At 68.4% G+C, this 18,080-nt stretch carries 18 protein-coding genes; 16 read left to right on the forward strand and 2 right to left on the reverse strand.

Annotated features, from left to right (window positions below):
* Window positions 1–171: 171 nt before the first annotated feature.
* A complete protein-coding gene (locus ACNQQL_RS30465; RefSeq protein ID WP_347067860.1) occupies window positions 172–2,235 on the reverse strand; it encodes a bifunctional 2',3'-cyclic-nucleotide 2'-phosphodiesterase/3'-nucleotidase in 2,064 nt (687 codons plus the stop codon).
* A 277-nt stretch (window positions 2,236–2,512) separates the two neighbouring features.
* On the opposite strand from ACNQQL_RS30465, the gene ACNQQL_RS30470 reads away from it, so the two are divergent.
* The 10 genes from ACNQQL_RS30470 (at window position 2,513) to ACNQQL_RS30515 (ending at window position 11,759) form a co-directional block, all read left to right on the forward strand.
* Window positions 2,513–3,637, forward strand: a complete 1,125-nt coding sequence (locus ACNQQL_RS30470; protein ID WP_072437319.1) for an MlaE family ABC transporter permease — start codon at window positions 2,513–2,515, stop codon at window positions 3,635–3,637.
* Complete coding sequence (locus ACNQQL_RS30475; protein WP_347067862.1) at window positions 3,634–4,563, forward strand: ABC transporter ATP-binding protein; 930 nt, start codon at window positions 3,634–3,636, stop codon at window positions 4,561–4,563. Before ACNQQL_RS30470 ends, ACNQQL_RS30475 begins: the two co-directional genes overlap by 4 nt.
* A gap of 27 nt (window positions 4,564–4,590) precedes the next feature.
* Window positions 4,591–5,520, forward strand: coding sequence for an MlaD family protein (locus ACNQQL_RS30480; RefSeq protein WP_347067864.1), 930 nt, complete (start codon window positions 4,591–4,593; stop codon window positions 5,518–5,520).
* 73 nt (window positions 5,521–5,593) lie between these two features.
* Entirely contained in the window at window positions 5,594–6,232 is a 639-nt protein-coding gene (locus ACNQQL_RS30485; protein WP_416392785.1) for an ABC-type transport auxiliary lipoprotein family protein, read from the forward strand.
* A 19-nt stretch (window positions 6,233–6,251) separates the two neighbouring features.
* Entirely contained in the window at window positions 6,252–7,403 is a 1,152-nt protein-coding gene (locus ACNQQL_RS30490) for a VanZ family protein (protein WP_347067868.1), read from the forward strand.
* Window positions 7,404–7,553: 150 nt separating this feature from the next.
* On the forward strand, window positions 7,554–7,871 hold the full coding sequence (locus ACNQQL_RS30495; protein WP_011694422.1) for a (2Fe-2S) ferredoxin domain-containing protein: 318 nt from the start codon (window positions 7,554–7,556) through the stop codon (window positions 7,869–7,871).
* Between the two features lie 13 nt (window positions 7,872–7,884).
* Window positions 7,885–8,529 (forward strand): alpha/beta hydrolase, encoded by a 645-nt coding sequence (locus ACNQQL_RS30500; RefSeq protein ID WP_347067871.1) that lies wholly within the window; start codon window positions 7,885–7,887, stop codon window positions 8,527–8,529.
* A 630-nt stretch (window positions 8,530–9,159) separates the two neighbouring features.
* Entirely contained in the window at window positions 9,160–10,476 is a 1,317-nt protein-coding gene (locus ACNQQL_RS30505; protein ID WP_347067872.1) for a D-alanyl-D-alanine carboxypeptidase family protein, read from the forward strand.
* 48 nt (window positions 10,477–10,524) lie between these two features.
* On the forward strand, window positions 10,525–11,451 hold the full coding sequence (locus ACNQQL_RS30510; RefSeq protein WP_347067874.1) for a D-amino acid aminotransferase: 927 nt from the start codon (window positions 10,525–10,527) through the stop codon (window positions 11,449–11,451).
* On the forward strand, window positions 11,451–11,759 hold the full coding sequence (locus ACNQQL_RS30515) for a YbeD family protein (RefSeq protein WP_011546305.1): 309 nt from the start codon (window positions 11,451–11,453) through the stop codon (window positions 11,757–11,759). Before ACNQQL_RS30510 ends, ACNQQL_RS30515 begins: the two co-directional genes overlap by 1 nt.
* Here ACNQQL_RS30515 and ACNQQL_RS30520 read toward each other — a convergent pair.
* Window positions 11,743–12,729 carry a transcriptional regulator GcvA gene (locus ACNQQL_RS30520; protein WP_347067876.1) on the reverse strand — a complete coding sequence of 329 codons (987 nt, stop codon included), beginning with the start codon at window positions 12,727–12,729 and terminating at the stop codon, window positions 11,743–11,745. The genes ACNQQL_RS30515 and ACNQQL_RS30520 overlap by 17 nt on opposite strands.
* A gap of 102 nt (window positions 12,730–12,831) precedes the next feature.
* Between ACNQQL_RS30520 and ACNQQL_RS30525 the strand changes: the two genes are divergently transcribed.
* The 6 genes from ACNQQL_RS30525 (at window position 12,832) to ACNQQL_RS30550 (ending at window position 18,051) form a co-directional block, all read left to right on the forward strand.
* Window positions 12,832–13,158, forward strand: a complete 327-nt coding sequence (locus ACNQQL_RS30525) for a DUF2917 domain-containing protein (RefSeq protein ID WP_072437656.1) — start codon at window positions 12,832–12,834, stop codon at window positions 13,156–13,158.
* 83 nt (window positions 13,159–13,241) lie between these two features.
* Window positions 13,242–13,997, forward strand: a complete 756-nt coding sequence (gene lipB / locus ACNQQL_RS30530) for a lipoyl(octanoyl) transferase LipB (protein WP_072437311.1) — start codon at window positions 13,242–13,244, stop codon at window positions 13,995–13,997.
* Window positions 13,990–14,982 carry a lipoyl synthase gene (lipA, locus tag ACNQQL_RS30535; protein WP_105389606.1) on the forward strand — a complete coding sequence of 331 codons (993 nt, stop codon included), beginning with the start codon at window positions 13,990–13,992 and terminating at the stop codon, window positions 14,980–14,982. The genes lipB and lipA overlap by 8 nt, the downstream gene beginning before the upstream one ends.
* 255 nt (window positions 14,983–15,237) lie before the next feature.
* On the forward strand, window positions 15,238–16,254 hold the full coding sequence (gene tauA, locus ACNQQL_RS30540; protein WP_347067879.1) for a taurine ABC transporter substrate-binding protein: 1,017 nt from the start codon (window positions 15,238–15,240) through the stop codon (window positions 16,252–16,254).
* A 34-nt stretch (window positions 16,255–16,288) separates the two neighbouring features.
* Entirely contained in the window at window positions 16,289–17,086 is a 798-nt protein-coding gene (locus ACNQQL_RS30545) for an ABC transporter ATP-binding protein (protein WP_347067881.1), read from the forward strand.
* Window positions 17,083–18,051, forward strand: a complete 969-nt coding sequence (locus ACNQQL_RS30550) for an ABC transporter permease subunit (RefSeq protein WP_347067883.1) — start codon at window positions 17,083–17,085, stop codon at window positions 18,049–18,051. Before ACNQQL_RS30545 ends, ACNQQL_RS30550 begins: the two co-directional genes overlap by 4 nt.
* The last annotated feature ends 29 nt before the right edge of the window (window positions 18,052–18,080 follow it).

Genomic DNA, 18,080 nt, shown 5'->3' on the forward strand with positions numbered 1-18,080 from the left:
GTGCGGGGCCGGCGCCGCGCAAGCCGGTCGCGGCTACCACGGCCGCGACGGTCACGGCCGCCGCCGCGAGCAGGGCGGCCGGCGGGAGTTTCGCGCGCAGCAGGCGCCGCGCGGCGGCGGCGAAGCCGGTTTCGGCCGGCCGCATCGTCCGGATCGGTTGCGTCGCGCGTCTCATTGCGTGAGGTCGATCTCGTAGGTGGCGAGGTTCTTGCCCGAACCGTCGTCGGCCGCGACCTGCGTGATGCCGGCCAGGCCGGCGGCGGCAGCATCGCCGAGGCGGTTCGGCGCGGACGCGAACTGCACGTGCGCGACCGAGCTCGCGAGCTTCGTGAAGCGCCAGCTGCGCTGCGCGCCGTCGGCCGTGCGCGTGATCGCGCCGCGCTTCTTGATGAACGAGATCAGCACGTCGCGGTTCGCGTCTGGCGACGCGAAGATCGTCTTGCTGCCGTCGAGGCCCGGAAAATTGCCGCCGCCGCTCGCGCGGTAGTTGTTGGTCGCGACGATGAACTGCGCGTTCGGGTCGATCGGCGCGCCCTTGTACGTCAGGTTCCTGATCCGGCTGCCGAGCGGCTGGGTGACGTCGATCTCGTACGACAGATCGGCGGACGTGAACATGTCGAAGTTGTAGCCGGGGAAGCTGCTGACGAGCTTCTGCACCGTCGCTTGCGTCGGGTCGATCCGGTTGAAGCGTTTCGCGGCGGTTTCGAGCCAGTTCTTCACGTCGGCGCCGCTCACCTTCACCGCGTACACGGTGTTCGGATACAGATACAGGTCGGCCGCGTTGTTGATCGCGAGCGCGCCCGGCGCGACGTCGGTATAGTCGCTGCCGCCGCCGAAGCCGCTCTTGAACGGCGCGCTGACCGACAGCACCGGCAGCGACGCATACTGCGGCAGGTTCGCCTGCACGTAGGTCTTCACGTAATCGGCCTGCGCCTCGTTGACGATCTGGATCGCGCCCGGATCGCCGACATCCGCGAAGTATGAGTTCATCCGGTAGTCGGTCGAGCCGATCGGCGTCTTCACGTAGTCGATCGTCGCCTGGTGCTCGGCGGCAATCGCGGCGGATACCGACGGGTCGGCCGCGACGTAGGTCTTGTCGGCGTTCTGGATCGGCCGCGCCTCGACGGTCGTCTGCGACTTGTCGACGCTCCACGTCTTGCCGTCGAACTTCAGGCCGAGCTTGATCACGCCGAGGTGCTTGCCCCAGTAGTTGGCCATCACGGTCGGCACGCCGTTGACGGTGCCCTTGACCTTGTCGACGCCCGGCAGGTTGAACTGCGACACGGTGCTGTTCGCGTCCGGGAACACCTGGTGCGAGTGGCCGATCAGCATCGCGTCGATGCCGGCTACCGTCGACAGCCACCAGCTGCCGTTCTCCATCGTCGGCGAATACGCGGAATTGTCGAGGCCGCCGTGCGAGATCGCGACGACGAGATCGGCGCCCTTCGCGCGCATCTCGGGAATGTACTTCTCGGCGGCTTCCTTCAGGCCGGTCGTGTAGACCTTGCCGTCGAGCCAGCGTTTGTCCCAGCTCATGATCGCGGGCGGCGTGAAGCCGATGATGCCGACCTTCACGGGCGCGCTGACCGTCTTGCCGTCCGGTGTCGTCGCCGTCACCGTGCGGGTCAGGATCGTGTACGGCGTGAACAGCGGTGCGTTGGTCTTCGCGCTGATCACGTTCGCGAGCACCTGCGGGAAGTTCGGGCCCGCGCACTTCTTCTGCTGGGCCGGAGCCGGCAGCCCGTCGACCTCGAACGTGTTGCCGGTCACCTGCGACAGGTACGGCAGCCCGTAGTTGAACTCGTGGTTGCCGATCCCGCCGCCGTCGAATTTCGCGGCGTTCATCACCTTGTAGATCGCCAGCGTCTGGTCGCAGCCGATCGGCTTCACGAGCGCCTGGTAGTCCGACAGCGCGGTGCCCTGGATCGTGTCGCCGTTGTCGAGCAGCAGCGTGTTCGGGTACTGCGCGCGCGCCTGCGCGATCAGCGTCGACACCCGCTCGAAGCCGAGCGAATTGTCGGCGGCGAGCTTGAAATAGTCATACGACAACACGTTGGTGTGCAGGTCGGTCGTCTCGAGCAGCGCGAGCGTGGCCGTCGTGCCGACGGGCGCTTGGGCCTGCGACGGCGGCGGGGCGGTGACGTCGTCGCCGCCGCAGCCGGCGAGGGCAAAGGCCAGGCTGGCGAGCGCGGCGGCGGCCGGTACGCGGCGGCGGGAAAGCGGGGGGAAACGCATCGGTTGTCCTGTTTAGTGTTCTGTTATGGCGAGGTGCGCAACGAAATGGCGGCGCGGGGCGCCGACGGCCTGAGGTGCGGCGCGTGAGAGTATCGAAAGGAAACGTGACGGAAGAATGAAAGGCGATGACGCCGGCAGCGGGCCGCGATGTGCGGCGGCCTCCGGGCAGGCCCGGGCCGGGCGCTCTCGGCTGGGCGCCCCCACCGACATCCTCACGTCGCTGTGCCGGGCGGTTCGCTACAATGGCCGCTGTCATCCTTTTGCAAACAACCTGCCCTTGGACTTCGAGACTCCTCCCGGCCTGTCGGTCGACGCCGGCAGCCAGGGCCAGACGGTGCGCCTGACCGGCCAGTGGACCGCCATCGCGCTTGCGCGCAATCGCGGCGCGGTCGCGCGCCGCGTCGCGAGCATCGGGTCCGGGCGCGTGAGCGAATGGGATCTGTCCGGCATCGAGCGGCTCGACCACGTCGGCGGCCAGGCGCTGTGGCGCGTGTGGGGCCGCAAGCTGCCGGCCGGCGTCGCGCTGAGCGACACGCAGCGCACGATCTTCGAGCGCATCGAGCGGCTCGACAGCGGGCGCGAGGCGCCCGAGCGCGTCGTGCGCGTCGATCCCGTCACGCGGCTCGGCCAGGCGATCTTCACGTTCGGCGAACACCTGCAGGGCGGCATCGCGATGTTCGGCCTCGTGATCCTCGACGCGCTGTCGGTGCTGCGCCGTCCGCAGACCATGCCGTGGAAGGAAACCTCGGCGAACATCTACAGCGCCGGCGCACAGGCGCTGCCGATCACCGCGCTCGTCGCGTTCCTGATCGGCATCGTGCTCAGCTACCTGTCCGCGCAGCAGCTGCAGATGTTCGGCGCGAACCGCTACATCGTGAACATTCTCGGGCTGTCGGTGATCCGCGAGCTCGGCCCCGTGCTGTCGGCGATCCTCGTCGCGGGCCGCTCGGGCTCGGCGATCACCGCGCAGATCGGCGTGATGCGCGTGACCGAGGAGCTCGACGCGATGCGCGTGATGGGCATCCCGCACGGGCTGCGGCTGGTCCTGCCGCGCGTGCTTGCACTCGGCGTCGCGATGCCGCTGCTCGTGATGTGGACCAACATCATCGCGCTGACGGGCGGCGCGCTCGCCGCGAAGCTCGTGCTCGGGATCGACGTCAACTATTTCGTGCGCTCGCTGCCGGGCGTCGTGCCGATCGCGAACCTGTACATCGGCGTCGGCAAGGGCGTCGTGTTCGGCATGCTGATCGCGCTGGTCGCCTGCCATTTCGGCTTCCGGATCAAGGCGAACTCGCAGAGCCTCGGCGAAGGGACGACCACGTCGGTCGTGTCGTCGATCACGGTCGTGATCCTCGCCGACGCGGTGTTCGCGATCCTGTTCCAGAACGTGGGGCTCGGATGAACGCATCGAACGAATCGGCGGCCGGTGCCGCGCCGGCTCATGCCGCGGCAGCCGGCGTCGCGTCGGTCGGCACGCCGCCGGCCGCAGCGGTAGATGCCGGCGACCTCGTGATCGAGGTGCGCAACCTGACCAAGCGCTACGGGCGCAACATCATTCACCAGAAGCTCGACTTCGACGTGCGGCGCGGTGAGATCGTGTCGGTCGTCGGCGGCTCGGGCTCCGGCAAGACGACGCTCGTGCGCCAGATCCTCGGCCTCGAGCGACCGACGTCGGGCACGATCAAGGTGTTCGGCGAAGATACCGCGACGATCGACGACGCGAGCGCGCGGATGATGCGCACGCGCTCGGGGATGCTGTTCCAGCAGGGCGCGCTGTTCTCGTCGATGACGGTGTTCGACAACGTCGCGCAGCCGCTGCGAGAGCTCGGCCGCGTGCCGCCGGACCTGCTGCACGACATCGTGATGCTGAAGCTCGAGATGGTCGGGCTGCCGTGCAAGCACGCGTCGAAGATGCCGGCCGCGCTGTCGGGCGGGATGGTGAAGCGGGTCGGCATCGCGCGCGCGATCGCGCTCGAGCCCGAGCTGCTGTTCCTCGACGAGCCGACGGCCGGCCTCGATCCGCAGGCGTCCGACGAGTTCGTCGAGCTGATCGCGACGCTGCACCGCACGCTCGGGCTGACCGTCGTGATGATCACGCACGATCTCGACACGATGGTCGCGCTGTCGACGCGCGTCGCGGTGCTGGCCGACCGCAAGGTGCTGGTCGCCGCGCCGGTCGAGGAGGTCGCGAACGTCGACCATCCGTTCATCCACGAATATTTCCTGGGGCTGCGCGGGCGCCGCGCATTGCAGGCGCTGCCGCCCGAGCGGCGCGCGAAGCTGCCGAAGGCGGCCCTCGAACCGGCGCTGTCGAGCGTCGAGCTGTAGGCAAGGCAAGGAGCAAGGAACCCGCGAATGGAAAACAAATCACATGCGTTCTGGGCCGGCCTGTTCACGATCGCGCTGACGCTCGCGATCGCGGGCACCGTGTTCTGGTTCAACGTCGACCGCACCGTGCGCGTGCCGTACGACCTGCTCGCGCGCACCAACGTGACGGGGCTGTTCCCGGACGCGGCCGTGCGCTTTCGCGGTCTCGACGTCGGCAAGGTGCAGTCGATCGGTTTCGACCGCACGCACCCGGGCCAGATCCGGATCCGGATTCTCGTCGACCACGATGCGCCGATCACGCAGTCGACCTACGGCAGCCTCGGCTTCCAGGGCGTGACGGGCATCGCGTTCGTGCAGCTCGAGGATACGGGCCGCGATCTGGCGCCGCTGCCGTCGTCGCCGAAGGCGATTGCGCAGATCCCGATGCGGCCAAGCCTGTTCGACCAGATCCAGGAGCGCGGCGACGTGCTGCTGCGGCAGCTCGAACTGGCCGCGAAAAGCGCGAACGCGCTGATGTCGCCCGAGATGCGCGAGCAGTTGCGCGCGACGGCCGAAAGCCTGCAGCACGCGGCCGATGGCGCGACGACGCTGTCGAAGCAACTCGCCCCGGCCGTCGCCGCGCTACCGGAAACGATGCACCAGGTGAACCGCACGATGGCGTCGGCGAACACGCTGCTGCAGCCGAACGGGCCGCTCGTGTCGAACCTGAATAAGGCCGGCACGGCCGCCGAGCAGGTCGGCGTCGCGCTGAACGATCTCAACGCGCGCGTGCAGTACGACACGCTGCCGCGCTTCAATGCGCTGGCCGGCAGCGTCGGCGACGCGTCGAAGCAATTGAAGGACGTCGCCGGTGAACTCGGCCGCAACCCGCGCAGTCTGTTGTTCGGTTCGCCCGGCGCGGCGCCGGGGCCCGGCGAAGCGGGCTTCGTCTGGCCGGGTGCGGCGGCCGGGAGGTGAAGCAGGCCGGAAACCCGTCTATCGCCCGGTCGGAAACGGCCGGGCAGTGACGTCCATCGAAACCGGAAACATCATGCAGGAACACGCCATGCCACGAATCCTTGACCGCGCGCTGCGTCCGGCTGCGACCGCGCTCGCCGTGCTGACGCTTGCGCTTGCGGCCGGCTGCGCCGGCAACAGCGCGGTGCTGTCGAATGTCCGCTACGACCTCGGGCCGGCTTCTCCGGTCGTGACGGCCGGTGCGGGCCCCGCGCTGAAGGTGCTCGACGTCGCCGCGCCCGACGCGCTCGATTCGGACAAGTTCGCGTACCGCCTCGCGTACGCGGATGCGCAGCACGTGGCCGTCTATCGCGACAGCCGCTGGACCGCGCCGCCCGCGCAACTGCTCACGCAGCGGCTGCGCGGCGCGCTGTCGTCGCGTGGCACGGTGCTCGAAGGGTCCGACGGCGTGCGCGCGCCGACCCTCAAGGTCGACCTGAACGAATTCGAGCAGGTGTTCGACGGGCAGTCGCAAAGCCACGGCGCCGTCACCGCGCGCGCGACGCTGACGCTCGACGGCAAGGTGCTCGGCCAGCGCACGTTCGTCGCGCGTGCGCCGTCGAGCACGCCCGACGCGGCCGGCGGCGCGCGTGCGCTCGCGACGGCGAGCGACGAGCTCGTGTGGCAGATCGCCGCGTGGGTCGGCATGCAGGCGTACGCGGGCACGCCGTGACGCACGCCGCGCAGCCGCGATGAACGCGACCGGCCCGCATCGCGAATCGCCGCTCGCGCGCCAGGCCTTTGCCGCCTACGCGGCGCTCATCGTCTACGCGTCGCTGTATCCGTTCGAAGGCTGGGCGTCGCTCGGCATCGGGCCGTTCGACTACCTGTTCGCGCCGATGCAGCGCTACGTGACCGCGTTCGACGTGGTCACGAACGTGCTCGGGTATTTGCCGTTCGGCGCGCTCGGCGTGCTCGCGCTGCACCCGCGCTGGCGCGGGGTTGCCGCGACGCTGATCGCGGGCGCGCTCGGCGTGCTGCTGTCGGGCTCGATGGAGGCGCTGCAGACCTACCTGCCGACGCGCATCGCGTCGAATCTCGATCTCGCGGCCAACGCGCTCGGCGCGCTGCTGGGCGCGGCGCTCGTCGCGCCGGCCGCCGGTGCGCTGCTCGACCGCGGCGCGCTGCGCCGGCTGCGCTTCGCGTGGTTCGAGGCCGATGGCGCGACGCCGCTGCTGCTGGCCGTGCTGTGGCCGTTCGCGATCCTGTTTCCGTCGCCGTTCCTGTTCGGCATCGGCGACTGGCCGGCCGCGCTGTGGGAGCGCGCCGACGCGTCGATGCAGGACACGCTGCTCGCGTGGCTGCCGGCCGCGTGGCACGTGAGCGAATGGCCCGAGCGCGTCGACGGCTGGCTGTCCGATTCCGCGTGGGAGGCCGCGCTCGGCGGGCTGATGCTGTTCGCCGTGCTGGCGATCGCGTCGCTCGCGATGCGGCCGAGTGCGCCGCGCATCCGGCTGCTGATCGCATTCGTCGCCGCGACGCTCGTGCTGAAGGCGGCCGCGACGTTCATGCAGTCGGCCACCGGCCTCGTCGTCGTGTGGGCGACGCCCGGCGCGCGGCTCGGCATCGAGCTCGGCTTCGCGGCCGCGCTCGTCGCGCTGCACGTGCCGGCGACCTGGCGCGCGACGCTGGCGGCACTCGCGCTGCTGGCCGGCGTGGCGCTCGTCAACCTGCTGCCGGTCAATCCGTTCTTCGACTTCACGCTGTCGGGCTGGCGGCAGGGCCGCTACGTGCACTTCAACAGCATCGCGCGCTGGCTCGCGTGGATCTGGCCGTACGCGGCGCTGATCTGGCTCGGCCAGCGCGTCGAGCGCGCGTGGCTGCCGGCCGCGGTGCGCCGCTGACGGTGCAGGCCGGGCAGCGCAGCCCCGGCCGCATCGCGGGCAGCGGCGCGCGCCGGTCGCTATAATCGTCCGGACCATCATCCGTTGCACCGCGCAACGGCTATCGCCCCTCTTTCCGCCCGGCATCGCGCCGGGCCGCTCGTCACCATCATGGATTCCTACTACCAGCACCACGTCTTCTTCTGCCTGAACCAGCGCGAACCGGGCGCCGAACGGCCGAGCTGCGCGCAATGCGACGCGCAGACCATGCAGGAATACGCGAAAAAGCGCGTGAAGGAACTCGGCCTCGCGGGGCCCGGCAAGGTTCGCATCAACAAGGCCGGCTGCCTCGACCGCTGCGAGGAAGGGCCCGTGATGGTCGTGTACCCGGAAGGCACGTGGTACACGTACGTCGACCAGGCCGACATCGACGAGATCGTCGAATCGCACCTGCGCGACGGCAAGGTCGTCGATCGCCTGAAGATCTGAGCGGGCCGGCCGAATGAACGTTCATACGCAGAAATCGCTGATCGCGGGCCCGGTCGGGCAGATCGAAATCGCGGTCGACCTGCCCGACGCCGTGCGCGAAGGCGGCGCCGCGCCGCGCGGCATCGCGCTCGTCGCGCATCCGCATCCGCTGTTCGGCGGCACGATGGACAACAAGGTCGCGCAGACCCTGGCGCGCACGCTCGTGCAGCTCGACTACGTCGTCTACCGGTCGAACTTCCGCGGCGTCGGCGCGACCGAAGGCGTGCACGACAACGGCACCGGCGAGGCCGACGACCTGCTCGCGGTGCTCGCGCACATGCGCGCGCAGCCCGCGTATGCGGACCTGCCGCTCGTGCTCGCGGGCTTCTCGTTCGGCACCTTCGTGCTGTCGCATGTCGCGAAGCGGCTGCGCGACGCGGGCGTGCCGATCGAGCGGATGGTGTTCGTCGGCACGGCCGCAAGCCGCTGGCAGGTGGCCGACGTGCCGGAGAACACGCTCGTGATCCACGGCGAAACCGACGACACGGTGCCGATCGCGTCGGTGTACGACTGGGCGCGGCCGCAGGAGCTGCCGGTCGTCGTGATCCCCGGCGCCGAGCATTTTCTCCATCGCAAGCTGCATGTGCTGAAGCGCATCATCGTCGACGCGTGGCGCTAGCCGGCACGCGGGCGCCGGCGTAACGGCCGGCGGCTCGCGTTGCGCACCGGCACCCGCCGAATGCGCGATCGACCACACGACATCGCGCCGCACCGCGCGCGCAACCGGACTTGCACACCGCCTGCGCGCGCCTTTCGCGCGGCTTCGGGCGATTTCCCGCAGCGTGCCCGCGCTATCCTCCTGAAGCCGGTGTGCGGCCGTCCTGCGATCGTGGTGTTCGGCGCAAATCGGCACCGACGTACTGCGCCTTCGGGCGCCGTGGCGGCGCTGCAAATTCTCGCGATGCCGCCGGATATCGCCGCGGTTTGCGCGTTGCCGCGAGCACGATTGCGCCGGCACGTCGACACCGCGTGGCACGGGACACGACACCAGGTTCGCGAAAACGCCGTTCGCGGCCACGTATAATGGCCGCATTTCGCGTCGCCCGCGGCCCGGCTGGGCGCATGCGGCGCTCGTTTCGCCGCCTGTCCGCCCGCTCGCGACGGCCGCGAACCGAACGCGTCCGCACGAGTCCAACCGGCGCGTTTCGCGTCGCCCGACGATGTCGGCGAGTGCCCGAAACGCCCGCCGCCTTGCCGTTCAACCCTGCGCGTTTCGCACCGCACTTTCTGCCATCAGCCTGAATCGATCATGCGTCTGTCTCCCCAAGGCCTCAAGTCCCTCGCTTCCTCCATCGCCTTCGGCACCGCCGCGCGCAACGTCGCGCTCGGCGTGATGCTGCCCGTCGCGCTCGCGTCGACGATCGTCGTCGCCGAGGCGAAGCCGGCCGCCAAGGCCAAGGCCGCGCATGCGGCGCCGGCCGCCGCTGCCGAGCAGTTCACCGGCGCGCCCGCAGTCTACATGCCGGGCGTGGTGCCTCCGCCGGGCGTGAATGCGCGTTCGTGGGTGCTCGTCGACGCGACGAGCAACACAGTGCTCGCATCGGGCAATGCGGACGAGCGCGTCGAGCCTGCCTCGCTGACGAAGCTGATGACGGCCTACCTCGTGTTCGAGGCGCTCGACAAGAAGAAGATCTCGATGGAGCAGATCGTCACGCCGAGCGAAGCGGTGCGCCGCGTCGGCCGCGACGAGTCGCGCATGTTCATCGAGGCGAACAAGCCGGTGTCCGTGCACGACCTCGTGTACGGGATGATCATCCAGTCGGGCAACGACGCCGCGATCGCGCTGGCCGAACTCGTCGGCGGCAGCGAAGGGCAGTTCGTCACGCTGATGAACGACGAGGCGCAGCGCCTCGGCATGAAGGGCACGCACTTCGCCGACGTCAACGGTATGCCCGACCCGAACCACTACACGACGGCCGGCGACCTCGCGAAGCTGTCCGCGCACCTGATCCGCGATTTTCCGCAGTACTACGGCATCTTCTCGGAGAAGGAATTCAAGTACAACAACATCCGCCAGGGCAACCGCAACCGTCTGCTGTGGCTCGACCCGACGGTCGACGGCCTGAAGACGGGCCATACGCAGGCAGCCGGCTACTGCCTGATCGCGTCGGCCAAGCGCGCGATTCCGGGTGTCGACGGCCAGCGCCGCCTGGTGTCGGTGATGATGGGCGAGCAGAAGGAAGGCGAGCGCACGCAGGACAGCATGAAGATGCTGAACTACGGCTACAGCGCGTTCGATTCGGTGCGCCTGTTCAAGGGCGGCCAGGCGATCTCGACGCCGCGCATCTACAAGGGCAAGGCGAACACCGTGCAGGTCGGCGTGAAGGGCGACCAGTGGGCGACCGTGCCGCGCGGCCTCGGCGACAAGGTCAAGACGGAAGTCGACGTCAACGCGCCGCTGATCGCGCCGCTCGCGGAAGGCCAGCAGGTCGGCACCGTGAAGATCGTCGCCGACGGCAAGACGCTGTCCGAATTCCCGGTCGTCGCGCTGCAGGCCGTGCCGGAAGCCGGTATCTTCGGCCGTATCTGGGACTCGATCCTGCTGATGTTCAGCAAGAAGAAGTAAGCGAGACGGGCCTTTGTTTTTACGACTTCATCCCCATCTGTCATCACCATGAGCCAAGCCGAATTCGAACCGATCGTCTACCTCAGCGTCTCGTCGCAGGAGGAACTGGTGCCGCTGTCCGAAGCCCGTGTCCCGGTGCTCGACCGCGGGTTCATCTTCGGCGACGGCGTGTATGAAGTCGTCCCCGTTTATGCGCACGACGGCGCGCACGTGCCGTTCCGGATCGAGCAGCATCTGGAGCGGCTCGCGCGCAGCCTGAAGAAGGTCGGCATCGACAACCCGCACGACGCCGCCGGCTGGCGCGCGCTGATCGAGCGCGTCGTCGCGGCGAATGCCGAAGGCCTCGGCGACGGCAACGCGCTCGTCTACCTGCAGGTGACGCGCGGCGTCGCGAAGCGCGGCCATGCGTTCCCGGCGAATGCGGTGCCGACGGTGTTCGCGATGACGAGCCCGCTGCGCCTGCCGTCGGAAGAGGAGCGCGCGAAGGGCGTGCGTTGCGTGACGGCCGAGGATCGCCGCTGGCTGCATTGCGACATCAAGTCGATCTCGCTGCTCGGCAACGTGCTGATGGCGCAGCATGCGGCCGAACGCGACGCGTTCGAGACACTGCAGTTGCGCGACGGCTACCTGACCGAAGGTTCGTCGTCGAACGTATGGATCGTGAAGAGCGGCGAGTTGATCGCGCCGCCGCGCAGTAACAAGATCCTCGAGGGGATCCGCTACGCGCTGGTCGAGCAGCTGGCCGACGAATGCGGCATTCCGTTCATCGCGCGCGAAATCGGCGAAGTGGAGTTGCGCGCGGCCGACGAGATCATGATCACGTCGGCCACGAAGGAAGTGCTGCCCGTCACGTCGCTCGACGATCTGCCCGTGCAGGGCGGCAAGCCGGGCCCCGTGTTCGCGGCGCTGTACGACGCGTACCAGCGTGCGAAGGCACGCGAGTTTGAACAGTTTGACCTAACCCGGAGAAAATGATGAGCGAACCGACCAAAACCGTCGAGGTCACCGGCGCGATCGAGACCCGGAAGGAGTCGCTGCTGGAGTTCCCGTGCGATTTCCCGATCAAGATCATGGGCAAGGCGCACCCCGAGTTCAAGGACACGATCTTCAAGGTCGTCGCCGTTCACGACAACGAGATCGATGTCGAGAAGATCGAGGAGCGCGCGTCGAGCGGCGGCAATTACACGGGCCTCACGATCACCGTGCGCGCGACAAGCCAAGAACAGCTCGACAACATCTACCGCGCACTGACCGGCCATCCGATGGTCAAGGTCGTACTCTAAGCGCCTTCCATCCTCCTTCCCGCGCGCACTCGGCGGGGGTCTTCCCCGCCGCGCGCCGCGCGTCCAGCTCGTCGCACAGCCGCTTGTATTCGGCGACTTCCTCGAGCAGCCAGGTCCTGAACGCCTGCACGCGCGACGTGTTCAGCAGCGGCGGCGGACACACGAAAAAATAGTGCCACGGGCTCGGTCCGTCGATGTCGAACAGGCGCACGATGCGCCCGTCCAGCAAGTCGTGCACCGCGAGCGAGCGGCGCACCAGCGCGATGCCCTGGCCGTCGATCGCGGCCAGCAGCAGGTTCGACGAATCCTGGTACAGGATCCCGCGTTTCGGCTCGGTCAGCGTCTTGAGCCCCGCCGCGTCGAACCATGGCCGCCACAGCTCGTCGTCCGAGCGCAGCAGGTTGTAGTGCACGAGATCGGCAGGGGTTTGCGGCAGCTTGCCGCCGTTCAGCGTCGGCGAACATGCGGGAAAGAACACCTCGTCGAACAGCGGCTCGACATGCAGCCCCGGATAGTTACCTTGACCGAAGCGGATCGCGATGTCGACGTCGTCGCGCGCGAAATCGGTCAGCGAGTTGGTCGACTGCAGCTCGACGTCGATTTCCGGATGCCGCTCGATGAACGTACCGATGCGCGGCGTGATGAAGCGCGCGGCGAACGACGTCAGCATCGACACCACCAGCCGCCGGTCGCGGTCGCTCGCGCGCACGTCGCGCGTCGCGTCGGCGATCACCATCAGCGCGGTGCGGATCTGCTGCGCGTAGCGCATGCCGGCGTCGGTCAGACACAGCCGCTTGCCGTTGCGCGTGAACAGCTGCACGCCGAGCTCTTCCTCGAGCGCGCGCACCTGATGGCTGACCGCGCCGTGCGTGACGAACAACTCGTCGGCGGCGCGCGAGAAATTCTCGTGACGGGCGGCGGCTTCGAACGCGCGAATCGCGTTCAGCGCAGGTAGCTGGCGGAGGTCCATTTGCTAATTTTCCTCACATCGACGTGAAAATTGGTCGTTTTGTCGGACGCCTTGAAGTGACTACGATTGTAGCCATCGAAGCACTTATTGGCGGAGTCGATCATGCAAGAAATTTCCTCAAGCATCACGTTCGAAATCCCCGTGGGCGAAACCGTGCCGATGAAGGTGCAACGCAGCACGCGGCTGATCGTCCAGTGCGGGCCGGTCTGGGCCACGCGCAGCAACGACGTCGACGACTACTTCCTGGTCGATGGCGAGACGCTGAAGTTGCGCCGCGGCGAGCGGCTGTGGCTCAGCGCGGAAGGCCGGGAGGGTGCGTGCGTCGCGTTCTCGGTGTCGCGGCCGCCCAGGGAAGTCGCGCTCGGCGGGCTGGCACGGCTGCGCGAACGCGTCGCCGCGCTGTTCCACGACGGATGGCGCACGGTTTGACCGCCATTTCCTCCGACGGATACTGACCATCCGTCCCTTTCCCCGGCCGGCGAGACCCATGGGTTTTCGGTAAACTACCGCCCATGTCCGTTTCGCCGGTTTCCATCGTGTCCACGCCTGTCGCCGCTTCCGCATCGCCCGCCGAGTCGCCGGTTCAGCCGGATCACCCGGTCACCGTGCGCTGGCGGGGCGTCGAGGCCTACGAGACGAGCTTCGACGCGATGCGCGCGTTCACCGACACGCGCACGGCCGACACCGGCGACGAGATCTGGCTGGTCGAGCATCCGCCCGTCTACACGCTCGGCCAGGCGGGCGACCCGGCCCACCTGCTGGTGGCCGACAGCGGCGTGCCGCTCGTGAAGGTCGACCGCGGCGGGCAAATCACCTATCACGGCCCCGGCCAGATCGTCGTCTACCTGCTGCTGGACTTGCGCCGGCGCAAGCTGATGGTGCGCACGCTCGTGACGAAGATCGAGGAGGCCGTGATCGAAACCCTCGCGGCGTATAATCTCGCTTCGGTCCGCAAGGCGGGCGCGCCGGGGATCTACGTGGCATCCGGCGTGCACGAAGGCGCGAAAATCGCGGCCCTCGGCCTGAAGATCCGCAACGGCTGCAGCTATCACGGGCTGAGCCTGAACGTGAAGATGGATCTGCGCCCGTTTCTTGCGATCAACCCGTGCGGCTATGCCGGACTGGAAACCGTCGACATGGCGAGCCTCGAGGTTGCCGCCGACTGGAACGACGTCGCCCACACGCTGGTGCGCCGTCTGATCGCCAACCTCGACGGCGCATCCGCGGCCGCCGACAAGCCGCAGGCACTGGAACAATCGAATGACTGACGTTACCGCTTCTCCCGCACCGGCCGATTCGGCCGCGACCGCTGCCTACGATCCGACTGCCAAGCAGAAGGCGCAGGCGAAGACGGCGCGCATCCCGATCAAGGTCATTCCGATCGAGAAGCTGAAGAAGCCCGAGTGGATCCGCGTGAAGGCGGCCACCGGCAGTTCGCGCTTCAACGAGATCAAGACGATCCTGCGCGAGCACAACCTGCATACCGTGTGCGAGGAAGCGAGCTGCCCGAACATCGGCGAATGCTTCGGCAAGGGCACTGCGACGTTCATGATCATGGGCGACAAGTGCACGCGCCGCTGCCCGTTCTGCGACGTCGGCCACGGCCGTCCCGATCCGCTCGACACCGACGAGCCGAAGAACCTCGCGCGCACGATCGCCGCGCTGAAGCTCAAGTACGTGGTGATCACGAGCGTCGACCGCGACGACCTGCGCGACGGCGGCGCCGCGCACTTCGTCGAGTGCATCCGCGAAGTGCGCGAGCAGTCGCCGGAAACGCGCATCGAGATCCTGACGCCGGACTTCCGCGGCCGTCTCGACCGCGCGATCTCGATCCTGAACGCCGCGCCGCCCGACGTGATGAACCACAACCTCGAAACGGTGCCGCGCCTGTACAAGGAAGCGCGCCCGGGTTCGGACTACGCGCACTCGCTGAAGCTCCTGAAGGACTTCAAGGCGCTGCATCCGGACGTCGCGACGAAGTCGGGCCTGATGGTCGGCCTCGGCGAGACCGAAGAGGAAATCCTGCAGGTGATGCGCGACCTGCGCGCGCACGACGTCGACATGCTGACGATCGGCCAGTACCTGCAGCCGTCCGAGCACCACCTGCCGGTGCGGGCGTACGTGCATCCGGATACGTTCAAGATGTACGAGGAAGAGGCATACAAGATGGGCTTCACGCACGCGGCCGTCGGCGCGATGGTGCGTTCGAGCTATCACGCCGATCTGCAGGCGCATGGGGCCGGCGTGGTCTGAGCGCCGCGTTAGCGTTACCGCAGCCTTCACGCAGTCGAAAAAGCCCGCAACGATGCGGGCTTTTTTGCTGGTGCGGCTGCGATCCCCGCATTCGCACGGCAATCGCCGTCCGACCGGACGCACGATCCAATTCAGCGTGGGAAGCAAAGCTGAAACGGCATCGATAGCTTCGCAGGATAAGTTCGCTCCCGCCGCGCGCAAAGCTCCTATAGTCGGCTCTCCCGCAGCAATGCCCGCATTCCGAAGGAGAGCCGCATGTCCCGTTTCAGCTTCATCCGCCGCGCCGTCGTCGCGCTGACCGCCTTTGCCGCGCTCGGCGCGGCGCACGCCGAATCGCGCGAAGTCGTGATCGCGTACCAGGACATGGTCGTGCCGTGGCGCTACGCGCAGGCGAGCGGTGAAGTCGAAAAGGCGACCGGCTACAAGGTAACGTTCCGCAAGCTCGACAGCGGCGCCGACGTGATCCGCGCGCTCGCGTCGGGCTCCGTGCAGCTCGGCGAAGCCGGGTCGAGCCCGATCGCGGCCGGGTTGTCGCAGGGGCTCGACATTTCGCTGTTCTGGGTACTCGACAACATCAACGACGCCGAGGCGCTCGTCGCGCGCAATGGCTCGGGCGTCACCAACATCGCGGCGCTGAAGGGCAGGAAGATCGGCGTGCCGTTCGTGTCGACGTCGCATTTCCATACGCTCGTCGCGCTGCAGGCCGCGGGCGTCAATCCGAACGACGTGAAGATCGTCAACCTGCGTCCGCCCGAAGTCGCGGCCGCGTGGGCGCGCGGCGACATCGACGCGACCTATATCTGGGACCCCGTGCTGGCGAAGGTCAAGCAGTCGGGCACCGTACTGACGACGTCGGGCCAGGTTGCGAAAGAAAGCGGCAAGGCCACCTTCGACGGCTTCGTCGTGAGCCGCAAGTTCGCGCGCGAGAACCCCGAGTTCGTCACGCGCTTCGTGAAGGTGCTCGCGGCCGCCGATGCCGATTACCGTGTGCATGCGGCCGCGTGGAAGGCCGGGTCGCCGCAGGTCGCGGCGCTGGCGAAGGTATCGGGCGCGAACGTGCAGGACGTGCCGGCCAGCCTCGCGCTCTACGCATTCCCGACGGCGGCCGAGCAGGCGTCGCCGACGTGGCTCGGCGGCGGTGCGCAATCGGGCGCCGCGAAGTCGCTCGCCGCCACGGCCACGTTCCTCAAATCGCAGGGCACGATCCAGACGGTGCTGTCCGACTATTCGGCCGGCGTCGATCCGCAGTTCTTGCAGAAGGCCGCGCGCTGAGCGCGGCCACGCAGCGCATCGCGGAGCATCGCTCATGAGCACGCTGGAAGTTCGTCAGGTATCGGTTGCCTATCCGGGCGAGCGCGGTCGGCCGACGACGCAGGCGCTCACGCGCGTCGACCTGCGCATCGATGCCGGTGAGTTCGTCGTCGCGCTCGGTGCGTCCGGGTGCGGAAAGACGACGCTGCTGAACTGCATGGCCGGTTTCGTCACGCCGACGACCGGCGACGTGCGCGTGGACGGCGTGCCGGTCACGGGCCCGGGCGCCGATCGCGGTGTCGTGTTCCAGAAATATGCGCTGCTGCCGTGGCTCGACGTGCTCGACAACGTCGCGCTCGGGCTGCGCTTCGCGCGCGTGCCGAAGGCCGAACGCGAAGCGCGCGCGCGGGAGATGCTCGCGCTGGTCGGGCTCGACAAGCATGCGCATGCGCGTGTGTACGAGCTGTCGGGCGGGATGCAGCAGCGTGTCGGCATCGCGCGTGCGCTCGCGAGCGACCCGCGCGTGCTGCTGATGGACGAGCCGATGGGCGCGCTCGACGCGATGACGCGAGGCACGATGCAGGCGCTCGTGCTCGACGTGTGGGCGCGCACCGGCAAGACGGTGTTCTTCATCACGCACGACGTCGAGGAGGCGCTGTTCCTCGCGACGCGTCTCGTCGTGATGACGCCGGGCCCCGGCCGGATCGCCGAAACCTTCGAGTTGCCGTTCGCGCGACGCTACGTCGAATCGCGCGATGCGCGCGCGGTGAAGTCGTCGCCCGATTTCATCGGGTGGCGCGAGCGTCTGATCGCATATCTGCATCGCGACGAAGCCGTCGGGGAAGCCGCGTGACGCGCGAGCTCGCGCGGCAGGGCGTGGCCGTCGGGCGCGGCCGGAACAGTATTTTGCACAGGCAGGACAGCATGAGCACGCAGGATTCGTGGACGGCCGATCGCACGGCCGCGAGTTTCGAGCAGGACGAACACACGACGCGGCGACCCGCGGCGGCGCGCCCTACGCGCGCGTCGCGCCGTTACCGCTTGCCGGGGCAGGGAAAGACCGCAGGGCTGAGCGCGGCGACGGTCGCTGCGCTGGCCGTGCTGTGGTGGGTCGCGACGCATCGGCAGTGGCTGCCGCCGCTGTTCCTGCCCGCGCCGGAAGCCGTGTGGGCGGCATTCGTCGACGCGTGGCACGGCCGCATCCAGGGCGGCCTGCCGCTGTCCGAACATCTGCTGTGGAGCACTGCGCGTGTGTTCGGCGCATTCCTGCTCGCGACCGCGATCGGCGTGCCGGCCGGCATCATGATGGGCGTGAGCCGCGTCGCGCGAGGCGTGCTCGATCCGCTGCTGGAGTTCTACCGGCCGCTGCCGCCGCTCGCGTACCTGCCGCTCGTCGTGATCTGGTTCGGTATCGACGAAACGGCGAAGCTCGTCGTGATCTTCCTCGCGTGCTTCGCGCCGATCGCCATGGCCGCGCGTGCCGGCGTGCGCGCGGCGACGGTCGAGCAGATCAACGCCGCGTATTCGCTCGGCGGCAGCTTCGCGCAGATCGTGCGCCATGTCGTGCTGCCGGCCGCGCTGCCGGAGATTCTCACCGGGCTGCGGATCGCGATCGGCTTCGGTTGGACGACGCTCGTCGCGGCCGAGATGGTTGCCGCGACGGCCGGGCTCGGGCAGATGGTGCTCAACGCATCGAGCTTCCTGCGCACCGACATCGTCGTGATGGGGATCCTGATCATCGGCGCGATCGCGTGGCTGTTCGATCTCGCGATGCGGTGGGTCGAGCGGCGGGTGGTGCCGTGGAAGGGGAGAGGATAGGGGCGGCACGGCGCGCGGGTGATGTACGC

The sequence above is a fragment of the Burkholderia sp. LFS061 genome (assembly GCF_047978125.1).
Taxonomy (GTDB): domain Bacteria; phylum Pseudomonadota; class Gammaproteobacteria; order Burkholderiales; family Burkholderiaceae; genus Burkholderia; species Burkholderia pyrrocinia_C.